This is a genomic window from bacterium (assembly GCA_040757115.1).
Taxonomy (GTDB): Bacteria; UBA9089; CG2-30-40-21; order CG2-30-40-21; family SBAY01; genus JBFLXS01.
In genome coordinates this window covers 1-12,736 of sequence record JBFLYA010000110.1, presented here as the reverse complement: position 1 = coordinate 12,736, position 12,736 = coordinate 1, and the positions used below count along the sequence as shown (strand labels likewise).

The following is a 12,736-nucleotide window of genomic DNA, read 5'->3' as shown; positions in this document are numbered from 1 at the left end:
AGGTGCACGATGTCCTGCTATTTTTGAGGATTAGAATTTCGCTCACCCCATGGGGTGAGAGTGCACGATGTCCTGCTATAAATTTGTATTAAAATAGGGTGCACGATGTTATGCTATGTAGCAAATAGCCGTTAGCGACCAACTTCCATTAAAACAAGGATTGAAACAAGAATATACCAGAAATACAGCATTGCGATGATAAGTTAGCGACCAACTTCCATTAAAACAAGGATTGAAACGGAGCTGCTGGGGTTTCCTCGTAATCTCGTTTCCATCGTAACAACCCAACTTCCATTAAAACAAGGATTGAAACCTTTTTCGTGCTTTGGATTTAGAATACGAAGAGAAAGCGAAACCATTTTGTTTGGGTATAAATTTCAACACCCTCAAAAAAAACACTTGACATTTTAGCCTATTATATGATATAGTAAAAATAAGCGAGTTTTTGGAAAAAGAGTGGGTAGAGAATAACCCACTTTTTTTATAACAGGACATTTAAAACAAATGAATAAGATTATTAGTGAAGTGGAAACACTTATTCAACCAATATTAGACTCATTAAAGATAGAATTGGTATTAATAGAATATTATCGGATTAAAAGTGGTGGGAAATTAACGATATTTATTGATAAAGAAGGAGGAGTAACTTTAGATGATTGCGTGATGGTAAGCAAAATGATAAGTAGGGCATTAGACCATACTGAAATTATCTCTCATCGCTATCATTTAGAGGTTTCTTCCCCAGGTCTTAATAGACCTTTAGTCAAAAAAACGGATTTCATTCGATTTAAGGATAATCAATGTAAAATAACGACATTGGCAAAATATCAAGGGAGAAGGAATTTTAAAGGGAAATTACTTGGTTTTGAGGATGAGAAAGTTATCATTGCAGTAGATAATGAGATTTTTAAAATACCGTATCCAGAAATTGCAAAGGCAAATCTTGTGTGGTAACGGGTAATTAGTAACTAATTCCCATTTGTCAGTTACCAATTACACCAGAGAAAAGGAGGAATTTTAAGTGAAAGCTGAATTACAGGAGGCATTGGTCCAACTTGAAAGAGATAAAGGGATTAAGAAAGAAGTATTAATTCAGGCGATGAAAGATGCTCTGCTATCCGCTTATAAAAAAAACTTTGGCATAAGCACGAACATAGAGATTGAATTTGATAATAAAAAAGGATTTTATATCATCACCAAAAAGGAAGTGGTTGAGGCGGTCAAAAACCCATTTACTCAAATCTCTTTGTTAGCGGCAAAAAAAATAAATCCAGAGGCTAATATTGGTGATAAAATAGCGGAAGAATCTTTACCTGATGGTTTTGGAAGAATAGCCGCTCAAGCGGCTAAACAGGTGATTACACAAAGAATCAAAGAAGCGGAAAGAGGCTTGCTTTATGAAGAGTTCAAGGCACGGGTAGGTGAAGTAGTTACCGGTATAGTTCAACGCGCCGAAAAAAGATATAATGTTTTTGTTCAATTGGGCAAAATAGAAGCCATTCTACCACCAAGAGAACAGTTACCAAAAGAAAGATATAGAGTAGGCGACCGAATAAAATGCTATATCCTTGAGACAAAAATGGGCAATAAAGGGCCACAGGTTATTCTGTCTCGAACATATCCGGATTTAGTAAAAAAGCTATTTGAAATGGAAGTTCCAGAGATATATGAACATATTATAAATGTAGTCTCAGTCGCCAGAGACCCCGGATATCGAAGTAAAATTGCCGTTGCGTCAACAGATTCTAAAGTGGATGCGGTTGGTTCTTGTGTTGGAATGAAAGGAATGCGTGTTCAGGCAGTCATTAAAGAGTTAAAAGGCGAAAAGATAGATGTAGTTGGACATTCTCAAGACCCGGCAATATTTATTAAAAATTCACTCTCTCCAGCTAAAGTTAATGAAGTGATTATCGACGAGAAAACAAAGATTTCTATAGCCATTGTTCCGGATGAACAACTCTCTTTAGCTATTGGAAAAGAGGGTCAGAATGTCAGATTAGCCGCTAAATTGACAGGCTGGAAGATTGATATTAAAAGTCAATCCCAGATAGATAAAGAAAGAGAAGGAGAACTACGCCAAAAAGCAAAAGAAGAGTTGTTTAAAAAGGAAGAAAAGAAAATTAGCAATATCAGAGATTTACCCGGCGTTGGCCCGAAGTTAGAGGAGAAACTGAAAGAATCTGGATTTAACACAATAGAAGATATTGCCAGAGCAACAATAGAACAATTAACTGCTGTCCCTAATCTTGGCAAAGTTAAGGCACAGAAGATACTGGAAATAGTTAAGGGAATGAATTGATTGTGGATTTTTTTGTGTCTTTGCCCCTTTGTGGCAAATATTTTCGTAACCGTTCAGGTAGTGTAAGAAAAGGAGATATGGAGATAAAGGAGATAAGGGGATATATTTAGGAGTTTTTGGTGAAAGGATTAGGGTTGGAGGCTCGTTTGGTTTAGGGGTTATAAAAGTTAGTCTTTTTCCATAACCATTTTGCTCAATTATCCAGGAAATTTATAATCTCCACATCTCCCCAATCCCCTTATCTCCATTCTTACACTTCTAATGTATAACCTGAACGGTTACATATTTTCAATAGGAAGTATGGTGAAAAGAATGCGTGTTTATGAGATTGCTCACAAATTAAATATGGATAATAAAGCCCTGGTTCGTGAATTGAAGGAACTGGGGATAGCAATTAAAAGTGCCTTAAGTAGCCTTGATACAGAAGCTGCACAAAAGGTAATGGAACTTTTTGCTAAATCGGTGAAAAAGGGAAAAACAAAAATTATACTTCCTTCTTCATCCCGGGTAAGTGATTTATCTAAAGCCATAGGTATAAAATCTGCAGAATTAATAAAATCACTATTTGCAAAGGGGATAAAGGCACCAATTAATCAGCAAGTAACACCAGAAATAATAGCCCAGTGTAATTTAATTTATCATCTCGATATTGAGATTGCGACTCAAAAAGAAGAGATAGCCCAGGAGCGTGAGGATGAATCATTATTACAACATCGTGCACCCGTAGTAACGATTATGGGACATGTAGACCATGGTAAGACTAAACTTTTAGATGCTATTCGTCAAACAGATGTGGCGGCAAAGGAGGCTGGTGGCATTACACAACATATTGGTGCCTATAAAGTAAATGTAAATGGGGGTAATGTAGTATTTTTAGATACCCCGGGTCATGAAGCGTTTACATCGATGCGAGCCAGAGGGGCTCAAGTTACAGATGTGGTCGTATTAGTCGTCGCGGCTGATGATGGTCTTATGCCTCAAACTATTGAAGCAATAGACCATGCTAAAGCGGCAAATGTGCCAATAGTAATTGCTATTAACAAAATCGATCTGCCAGGTGTGAATATAGAAAGAGTGTATAAACAACTTGGTGATTATGGGCTTGTCGCGGAGAAATGGGGTGGCAAAACTATCTTTACTGAAATCTCGGCAAAACAAAAAATAGGACTTGACCATTTGTTAGAAATGTTACTTTTAGAATCAGAAATGTTAGAATTGAAGGCTAATCCAAATCGAGAGGCACAAGGAACAATAATTGAATCAAGACTGGATAAAGGCAGAGGTCCTGTGGCAACTGTTTTGGTGCAAAAAGGAACATTAAAAAAGGGTGATGCCTTTGTTTCTGGCACCTCTTATGGACGAGTGAGGGCAATGTTTAACGATAAAGGTGAAAAAATTAACTCAGCAGGACCATCAACACCAGTTGAAGTTCTTGGATTTTCTAAAATATGTTGTGCCGGTGACCCCTTCCGTGTAGTTGAAGATGAAAAAAAGGCAAAGCAAATATGCCTGAAGTTACAAGAGGAAGAAAAAAAACTAATGCCTCATCGAATTACATTAGATGAACTCTATTCTCAAATAAAAGAAGGAAAACTTAAGGAACTAAATCTCGTTATCAAGGCAGATGTTGCCGGGTCTGTTGAAGCGTTAAGACATTCATTTGAAAAAATAAAGAGTAAAGAGGTCAAAACCAGAATAATACATGCCAGTATAGGCGAAGTAAATGAATCTGATGTGATGTTAGCCGCGGCTTCAAACGCAATCATTATTAGCTTCCACCTGCCTCTAAGAGGAGAAATAAAAAATCTGGCTCAAAAACAGGGCGTAGATTTGCGCTCTTATAATATTATCTACGATGTCATCAACGAAGTCAAAAAGGCATTAGAAGGACTTCTGGAACCCAAGTATAAAGAGATACTTTTAGGTGTAGCCGAGATAAAAGAGATATTCAAAGCCTCTAAAATTGGCTCAGCCTGCGGCTGTTATGTCAAGGAAGGGAAAATAGTTAAGAATAAAAATGCCCGTGTCCTTAGAAATGGAAAACCTATTCTCGAAACGAATATAATCTCTTTACGAAGATTTAAAGATGATGTAAGTGAGGTTGTGGCTGGGGTTGAGTGTGGTATTGGATTAGAAAAGATGGCTGATGTCCAGGTGGGAGATACTATTGAGGTCTTCACTCAGGAAAAAATTATACAAAAACTATGAGAAGTGAAGAATTTTACTCTTCACTTTTTTTATTATTATGATTATTGGCAGTTGTAAAATCACCATACATATTCCAAATAGCCAATCCTTAAAATATAAACGGTATGTCTTGAAAGGACTTATCGACCGGGTAAAAAATAGATTTAATGTGTCTATTGCGGAGATAGATTCATTGGATTTGTGGCAAAAGGCAACATTAGGGATAGTGTGTGTCAATACGGATTCTCGTCATGCGAATGAAACTCTGTCTAATGTGGTTAATTTAATTGAAAAGAACCTGATTGAAGGATATATTATTGATTATGAGATAGAGATTCTATAGGGAAATACACATGGAAAGTTTTCGAACAGCAAAAGTTGGGGCTTTAATTAAAGAAGAAATTAGTGATATAATTACTAGGAAAATAAAAGACCCACGCATTGGATTTGTAACAATCACTGATGTTGAAGTATCAAAAGACCTTCAGGTAGCAAAGGTATTTGTGAGTATCTATGGTGATGATGAGTCGAAAAGGAACACATTAGAAGGATTAACAAATGCCCGTAGATTTATTCATAATGAATTACGAAAACGGATGAGGATTAAATTTATCCCGGAGATTATCTTTAAAATTGATACCTCGATTGAATATGGAATGCACATCAATGAGTTACTACAAGAACTAAAAGAGAAAGGATAAAGGTAAAATGGAGATACTCTCTTCCATTGTGAATGTCTTGCAAAAAGAGGATAATTTCCTTATTACTGCTCATATCCGTCCAGAAGGAGATTCGATTGGAAGCCAATTAGCCACAGCCATCCTGCTTCAAAAATTAGGCAAGAAGGTAACGATTATTAACGAAGACCCACCACCGGAAAATTATCATTTCCTGCCAGAATGTGACAAGATTCTTATTTACACCCCAGAGTATGAGAGATATAAATTTGATGTGGGAATAGTTTTAGATTGCAATCAATTTGAGCGGGTAGGTAAGGTTGTGGGTCTAATTAAACAGGTCCCGCTTATTATCAATATCGACCATCATCCAGATTCCCCGGGCATAGGTGATTATAATTATATTAATACAACCGCCAGTGCTTGTGCTGAACAAATCTATCAGGTCATTAAAGCAATGGATTTTAAATTAGATTATAATTTAGCCCTACCTTTGTATGTGGGCATTATGACTGATACGGGTAGCTTTAAACAGGTAAATACTACGCCTACTTCACATAAAATAGTTGCGGAATTGTTAAACTGTGGAATTGACCCTAATGAAGTTGCCTCTCAAATATATGAGGCGAACACCGCCAGTTCTGTTAAGTTATTAGGTAAGATATTAGATAGTTTAAAAACAAACCTGGATGGGAAAATAATTATAGCTCACATTACACAAAAAATGCTTAAGGAAACAGACCCAGCCAGTGAAATCGAACCAGAACGAATAATAGACCAACTCAGGTCAATCAAAGGAGTAGAAGTAATTTTACTCTTTAGAGATTTAGGACATGATAGGATTAAGGTAAATTTGCGGTCAAAGAGTGCTTTTAGTGTAAGTGAAATTGCTAAGATTTTTAGTGGTGGTGGACACATGCGGGCGGCTGGTTGTGTCATTGAAGGCTCATTATCTGATGTAGAAAAAAAGGTGGTAGAAGAGGTAACAAAAAGATTAGTGGGCTAACGGACGTGTTTAGGGTGGTGTCTTAATCTAGCATAAAGGTTAAAATAGTGTATAGGGTTCTGCAAAATAGGATTTGAGGGAGACAACAAATAAATATTAAATATCAAATATTAAATATCAAATATAAATATCAAAATGCAAAATTACAAATCAAATTTCAAAAAGGAAATAGCAGGGTTTCTCAAAGAGTTGGAGGAATTTGGTAATATCTTTGCTTCAAGTATTTTAACGCTGAAAGGAAAGAGATAATTTTACATTTTGATATGTAATTTTTATATTTGCTTTTTGCATTTTGCTCTTTGGAGGAAATCCCTTTTGGACACCAAATCTGCATAGATTTCACTATTAGAGTTATTTTCAGACACCACCGAAAATTCACACTCAGAAATAGCCTTTTATCTCTAATTTTACTGCATTAATTCTTTCCTCTAATTTTTGTGGAGAGATGGTAAAGCAATCCATCCCAAAAATCATCCGCTCAAGTGCTGTATCTCGACTGGCAACGAAAATAGTTTTATCTTCGCCCCGCTCGTTATAAACCAATCTTTCAATTAAGGAATCAGCGGTTTGCTTTCGTTTAGAAAAGATAACCTCTACTCCAAACTGGCTACTCTTAGTTATTAATCTCTTATCCGTCTTGTATCCATCAAAAACAACAATTACTCTATCACCCGTAAAGGTTTGATATTCGGCGAGGATTTCAATCAACTTATTTCTTGTGTATTCAAGTCCACTTCTTTTTAATTCCTTTTTTAAATCAGCCCATTGATTAATAATATTATATCCATCGATAATTAATATATTCATTCCTTTGTATTTGCGTGGTTGTTTATTAAAGCCTCCGGGGCAAAATCACTCGTTAGCAATTCAGTTTCAATTATCTGGTTTTTGGGGTCAATCTCAAGGTCTAATTCAGGGAGTGTGATTTCTTTCCGTTTAGCCTCTGAAAAGAGGATAAAGAAGACTAACATCGCTAATAAAGGAATAGTTGACATAAATCCTACTCCAGATATTTTATTGAAGACAAATAAGATAAAAATCTCTAAAAGAACAACCGCGGTAATTCCAATAACAAGATATGTTGTCCAGGGGGTAGTTTTAGGTTTTAAAATCTCGGCTACTTTTTCTAATTCTTTAAGGTTATGATAAGCGCGGGCGTAGGCGTGGTCTAAGTTAATCGCTTGCTCAAATTTTGCTTTTGCCTCATCAATCATTTTTAATTTAACGAGGGTAATGCCAAGATTGTTATGGACATTTGACATTTGAAAATCAATCTCCAATGCCTGTTTATATTCTTTTTTAGCCTTTTCATAAGATTCTAATTCCAGATATAAATTCCCCAGATTGATATATGCCTCTTTTAAATTTGGGTTTAGCCTTTTAGCCTCAAGATATTCAAATTCTGCCTCATGATACCGTTTGAGGTCGGCTAATAATTTACCAAGATTAAGATGTGCTATAGCTAAAGAGGGTGATGACTGGGGTAATTTTTTGATTGCATCCCCAAATTCATTTTCTGCCTCCGCATATTTTCCCAGTTTGATTAATATAATGCCCAGGTTATTTTGAGCTAACCCGAGTTTAGGGGCTAATTCTATCGCCTTTTTATAGGTATTTTCAGCCTCAATAAGTCTATTCATTTTTCCCAGAATAATTCCGTAATTATAGTGGGCAATGACCAGCTCTGGATTTATTCGGATAGCCCTTCTAAATTCTTTTTCTGCTTCATCATAGGCCTCTTCCTTAGCCAATGAAACCCCTATATTAATGTGTGTTAGGGGATTAATTTCTTCCTCCCCTTGAGTTAATAATACCTCATTTTCCATTTTTATTTACCTCTGCTAAAATCATCATATCATATTGATAACCTTCTGTCAACTAAAAAATATTTTCTTGACTTGCAAAAATGTTGATGTTATAATGATTTTATGGACAAGAAGTTCGTCGGACTTATTCCTGCCAGAGGGGGGTCTAAAAATATCCCTTTGAAAAATATAAAACCATTTCAAGGCATTCCTTTGATTGCCTACACCATTGAAGAGGCATTGAAATCAAAATACTTAGACAGAATAATTGTCTCAACAGATGATGACCAGATTGCAAAGATTTCTAAAGAATACGGGGCTGAGGTGCCATTCTTAAGACCAGCAGAATTAGCCACCGATACCGCACCGACCTTACCTGTAATTCAACATGCCTTGAGGTATCTTGAGTCCGAAGGATATATCTCGGATTTTGTCGTTTTGTTACAGCCAACCTCGCCATTACGCCCGGTAAAATATATTGATGCGGCAATTGAGAAAATTCTGGAGACAAATGCAGATTCAGTTATTACCATTACCGAGTCAGAGATTCATCCGTACTGGATGTGTAAATTAGAGGGGGATAAAGTATCTCCGTTCATCAAGACCAATAGTTCATTAAGAAGGCAGGATTTACCTGTTATTTACAGGCTAAATGGTGCGGTAGTTGTCAGTAAAACAGAGGTAATATTAAGTGGTAAATCTTATCAAGAGCAAGATGTTCGCGCCATCATTATGGAGTCTATTTATTCAATTGATATTGATACTCCATTAGACTTTTACATCGCAGAAAAGATAATGGAAGAATGGGGAGTGTTGGAGTGATAGAAAGAAAAGGGGATAAATTAAAAACTAACATTTCCTTATCCCATCAGTCCAATACTTCACCTCTCTCTAATTTGAGAAAGAGCATTTGAAATATTCCACTGTTTTTTTAATACCCTCTTCAAGCCTAACTTTTGGTTGCCAGCCAAGTATTGATTTTGCCTTTGTTCCATCAATGCAACTACGGGGTGTTTCCCCTTTTTTGGGTGGGGCATGAACTTCTTCGACATTAGCCTTCATTACTTCGACTATCATCTGGAACAGTTCATTAACCGAGGTTTCCAATCCACAACCTATGTTAAATATCCCTGTTGTTTGTGAGTTCATAGCTAAAATATTTGCCTCAACGACATCATCAACATAAGTATAATCCCTTGTTTGTTTGCCATCACCATTTATTATCGGTTGTTGGTGGAGTAATATTTTATTTATAAAAATTGCGACTACTCCCGCCTCACCCCAGGGGTCTTGCCCTGGTCCATAAATGTTTGCATACCGTAAGATGATATAATTAAGATTATGTACTGCCCAATAATAATAGAGGTAATATTCAATGATGAGTTTATTTATTCCGTAAGGTGAAATTGGTAGGAGGGGATGCGTTTCTGGTGCAGGATAAAGACTTTGTTCGCCATAGACCGTGCCGCCAGAGGAGGCAAAGATAAATTTTTTAATATTATATTTTGTAGATAACTGAAGAAGATTTATACTTCCAAGCACATTCACCCTGGCATCAAATATAGGGTCATCGACTGATTTCTGCACATCTATCTGTGCCGCATGGTGGTTAACAATATCTATTTGTTCGTCTTTGAATATCTGTTCAATCTCTGGGTCTTGAATATCTAACTTATAGAATTTTGCCGCCGGGTTAATATTTTTTTCTTTACCTGTGAATAAGTTATCGATGATAATGACTTTGTGTCCATCATCAATTAATCTATCCACAAGGTTTGAGCCAATAAATCCTGCCCCCCCTGTCACTAATATTTTCAACGCTCTTTCCTCCATCGCTGATACGAACTGTTCAGCTGGTAATTTACCGCAGAGACGCAGAGGAACAGAGAGGAAAATATCTTTTGCGTTTTTCGGTGTTTAAAAAGGCTTAAAAACAGTTAGTCGAAAGTCCGTATTAAAAGATTAATAAACAACGAAAGACCCAAAATGCACAAAAAAAAGGGAATTTCTGTCTCGGGTGAATAGATTTTAATTTTTTTTCTGCGTCTCTGCGGTGAACAGTTACGCTGATACAAACTTCCAAAAACTCACCTTTTTCAAAATGGTAAGAACTCAATTTCCCTTTTCACTTTTTCAGTTTCTTTTTTACATATTCCATTAGCCCGCCGCAATCAATGAGGTATTGCATAAATTCCGGGAAAGAGGTAGTGGGATATTCTTCCTGGCGGGACAAATTCTTTATCTTACCGCTTTTCGGGTCTATTTCTAATACATCACCTTGTTTAATTTTGTCTATCTGGTCACATTCAAAGATTGGCAAGCCAATATTGATGGCATTGCGGTAGAATATTCGGGCAAAGGATTTAGCAATTACACACGCCACACCACTTGCTTTAATGGCAATCGGTGCATGTTCTCTTGATGAGCCACAACCAAAGTTTTTATCCGCAACAATAATATCCCCTTTTTCTACACTACTGACAAACCCCTTATCAATTCCTTCCATGCAGTGTTTAGCCAATTCTTGTGGCGATGTTGTATCAAGATAAACAGCAGGAATAATCTCATCGGTATTAACATCAGCCCTGAATTTCTTAAATACTTTACCGGTTATCTTCATCTTATTTTCCTCTTTACAGAAGCTATATACCTTACTATCACTCCTCTATTAAATAAATATCATATATAACTGTGTTCCGTCATCTAAACATATTATTTTATTTATCTTTTCCATTAATTCTGGATAATTAAAGGGTTTAGTGATATAATCTACCGCACCTGATTCATAACCTCTTTTAATATCTTCTGGTCTTGACCTGACCGTTACGAAGATAATTGGTATATTTTTAGTCTTTTCAATCCTTTTAAGTCTTTCACAGACTTCATATCCCGATAATCCTGGCATCATTATATCTAATAAAATCAGGTGAGGAGTATGTTTTGAGGCGACTTTTATCCCTTCTTTGCCATTGTAAGCACGAAGCACTTCAAAATTTTTCAGGTCTAAAAATCTGCTTAAAACCTCCACAAATGATGTATTGTCGTCAATCACAGCAATCTTCTTTTTCCCTTTATCTTTATCCATTTTTTCATTTCCCCCCTTAAATGTTTGGTGATTGGTAACTGGTAATTAGTTACCCTTTAATCATACAAAACTTTTCGTAAGCGTTCAGGTGGTGTAACAAAAGGAGATGTGGAGATTAAGGAGATAGGGAGATATTATTAAAAAAAATTGAAATTAGTAGAAACTAATAGAAATTTATGGAAATTTGTTGTTTTCCACAATCAATTTCTACCTATTTCTATAAATTTCAATCTATTTCTATTATCTTATCTCCATATCACTCTTATCTCCTTATCCCCTTTCTTACACTTTTGATATATAGCCTGAACGGTTACAATTATTTTTGGTCTGTCCATTAGTTTTTCCATTTCATACCTCTTTTTAATTTCGTGAAGTTCTAAGTTTCATCAGGAGAGGTAATTTTACCACGAATTGCCGAGGCGGCGGCGATGGCAGGGTTGGTTAAATATACCTCACTTTCTTTATGTCCCATTCTGCCGACAAAATTGCGGTTAGTTGTGGCAAGACACCGTTCGCCTGATGCCAGTATCCCCATATATCCGCCAAGACAGGGACCGCAAGTTGGTGTGCTGACCACACCTCCTGCCTCGATAAATATCTCAATTAAACCTTCTTTTAAAGATTGAAGGTAGATTTGTTGTGTCCCCGGGATGATAATTAATCGAACATCTTTATGAATCTTTTTGCCCTTCAGGATTTGCCCTGCTATTCGTAAATCTTCTATTCGACCATTAGTGCAAGAACCTATGACTACCTGCGTTATCTCTATGTTACCCACCGCACTGATAGGTCTGGTATTAGAAGGTAAATGAGGAAAGGCGACTTGTGGTTCGAGTTGGCGACAATCATATTCTCTAATCTCTTTATATTCTGCATCCGTATCACTTTTATAAATTTTAAATTCTCGTTTAGCGCGTGGTTTAACATATTCAAGGGTAATTTCATCAGGTTCTATAATTCCACATTTAGCCCCGGCCTCAATAGCCATATTAGCCATCGTCAATCTGCTATCCATAGGCAAATTAGAAATCACCTCACCGGCAAATTCCATTGCCATATTATTTGCCCCATCTACACCTATGTCGCCAATCGTGTGAAGTATTAAATCTTTGCCGCTCACCCAGGGGTTTAATTTTCCATAATATATAAATTTAATTGTTTGAGGGACTTTGAGCCAGATTTCACCTGTGGCAAAAACCGCGGCTAAATCAGTGCTTCCGACGCCGGTTGAAAAAGCTCCTAAAGCACCATAGGTGCAGGTATGGGAATCAGCACCAATAATGACATCTCCGGGGAGAACTAATCCTTGTTCCGGGAGCAGGGCATGTTCAATCCCCATTTTCCCAACATCAAAGAAGTTTTTTACTTGATATTTTTTGGCAAATTGACGCACAAATTTACATTGTTGGGCAGAATTTACATCCTTATTTGGGACAAAATGGTCAAGAACCAAAACTACCTTCTCCGGGTCAAATAAAGAATTAATGCCCAATTTTTCAAATTCAACTATGGCTAAAGGTGCGGTGATGTCATTCCCCAGACAGACATCTACCTTTGCCTCAATCAAATCTGTGCCGCAAACCTCTTTATTTACATGCGCACCTAATATCTTCTCAACAATAGTTTTCCCCATTAAATTTATTATATCATAAAAATATTATTGTGTCAATAGAATTT

14 protein-coding genes are annotated in these 12,736 nt (G+C 36.5%); 8 read left to right on the top strand and 6 right to left on the bottom strand.

What is annotated here, in order from left to right; genetic code table 11:
- Window positions 1-504: 504 nt before the first annotated feature.
- The 6 genes from rimP (at window position 505) to AB1422_10830 (ending at window position 6,169) form a co-directional block, all read left to right on the top strand.
- On the top strand, window positions 505-954 hold the full coding sequence (gene rimP, locus AB1422_10855) for a ribosome maturation factor RimP (GenBank protein MEW6619816.1): 450 nt from the start codon (window positions 505-507) through the stop codon (window positions 952-954).
- A gap of 67 nt (window positions 955-1,021) precedes the next feature.
- On the top strand, window positions 1,022-2,299 hold the full coding sequence (gene nusA / locus AB1422_10850) for a transcription termination factor NusA (GenBank protein MEW6619815.1): 1,278 nt from the start codon (window positions 1,022-1,024) through the stop codon (window positions 2,297-2,299).
- A 312-nt stretch (window positions 2,300-2,611) separates the two neighbouring features.
- Window positions 2,612-4,507: a translation initiation factor IF-2 gene (gene infB, locus AB1422_10845; protein MEW6619814.1), complete on the top strand. Its 1,896-nt coding sequence runs from the start codon at window positions 2,612-2,614 to the stop codon at window positions 4,505-4,507.
- Window positions 4,508-4,544: 37 nt separating this feature from the next.
- Window positions 4,545-4,829 carry a DUF503 domain-containing protein gene (locus AB1422_10840; protein MEW6619813.1) on the top strand — a complete coding sequence of 95 codons (285 nt, stop codon included), beginning with the start codon at window positions 4,545-4,547 and terminating at the stop codon, window positions 4,827-4,829.
- Between the two features lie 10 nt (window positions 4,830-4,839).
- A complete protein-coding gene (rbfA, locus tag AB1422_10835; GenBank protein ID MEW6619812.1) occupies window positions 4,840-5,187 on the top strand; it encodes a 30S ribosome-binding factor RbfA in 348 nt (115 codons plus the stop codon).
- A gap of 7 nt (window positions 5,188-5,194) precedes the next feature.
- The gene (locus AB1422_10830) at window positions 5,195-6,169 is read left to right on the top strand and encodes a bifunctional oligoribonuclease/PAP phosphatase NrnA (GenBank protein MEW6619811.1); all 975 of its coding nucleotides are present in this window, start codon (window positions 5,195-5,197) and stop codon (window positions 6,167-6,169) included.
- Window positions 6,170-6,550: 381 nt separating this feature from the next.
- Here the strand turns inward: AB1422_10830 and AB1422_10825 are convergent, their stop codons facing one another.
- Together AB1422_10825 and AB1422_10820 are read right to left on the bottom strand one after the other, a co-directional pair.
- Entirely contained in the window at window positions 6,551-6,976 is a 426-nt protein-coding gene (locus AB1422_10825) for an NYN domain-containing protein (GenBank protein MEW6619810.1), read from the bottom strand.
- Window positions 6,973-7,995 carry a tetratricopeptide repeat protein gene (locus AB1422_10820; GenBank protein MEW6619809.1) on the bottom strand — a complete coding sequence of 341 codons (1,023 nt, stop codon included), beginning with the start codon at window positions 7,993-7,995 and terminating at the stop codon, window positions 6,973-6,975. Before AB1422_10820 ends, AB1422_10825 begins: the two co-directional genes overlap by 4 nt.
- Before the next feature lie 102 nt (window positions 7,996-8,097).
- On the opposite strand from AB1422_10820, the gene AB1422_10815 reads away from it, so the two are divergent.
- Window positions 8,098-8,796 (top strand): acylneuraminate cytidylyltransferase family protein, encoded by a 699-nt coding sequence (locus tag AB1422_10815; protein MEW6619808.1) that lies wholly within the window; start codon window positions 8,098-8,100, stop codon window positions 8,794-8,796.
- Between the two features lie 69 nt (window positions 8,797-8,865).
- On the opposite strand, the gene AB1422_10810 is transcribed toward AB1422_10815, so the two are convergent.
- The 3 genes from AB1422_10810 to AB1422_10800 form a co-directional block, all read right to left on the bottom strand.
- On the bottom strand, window positions 8,866-9,792 hold the full coding sequence (locus AB1422_10810; GenBank protein MEW6619807.1) for an NAD-dependent epimerase/dehydratase family protein: 927 nt from the start codon (window positions 9,790-9,792) through the stop codon (window positions 8,866-8,868).
- A 307-nt stretch (window positions 9,793-10,099) separates the two neighbouring features.
- Window positions 10,100-10,594 (bottom strand): 3-isopropylmalate dehydratase small subunit, encoded by a 495-nt coding sequence (locus tag AB1422_10805; GenBank protein ID MEW6619806.1) that lies wholly within the window; start codon window positions 10,592-10,594, stop codon window positions 10,100-10,102.
- Window positions 10,595-10,642: 48 nt separating this feature from the next.
- Window positions 10,643-11,059: a response regulator gene (locus AB1422_10800; GenBank protein ID MEW6619805.1), complete on the bottom strand. Its 417-nt coding sequence runs from the start codon at window positions 11,057-11,059 to the stop codon at window positions 10,643-10,645.
- A 176-nt stretch (window positions 11,060-11,235) separates the two neighbouring features.
- On the opposite strand from AB1422_10800, the gene AB1422_10795 reads away from it, so the two are divergent.
- Window positions 11,236-11,397 (top strand): hypothetical protein, encoded by a 162-nt coding sequence (locus AB1422_10795; protein ID MEW6619804.1) that lies wholly within the window; start codon window positions 11,236-11,238, stop codon window positions 11,395-11,397.
- 38 nt (window positions 11,398-11,435) lie between these two features.
- Here the strand turns inward: AB1422_10795 and leuC are convergent, their stop codons facing one another.
- The gene (leuC, locus tag AB1422_10790; GenBank protein ID MEW6619803.1) at window positions 11,436-12,692 is read right to left on the bottom strand and encodes a 3-isopropylmalate dehydratase large subunit; all 1,257 of its coding nucleotides are present in this window, start codon (window positions 12,690-12,692) and stop codon (window positions 11,436-11,438) included.
- Window positions 12,693-12,736: the final 44 nt, after the last annotated feature.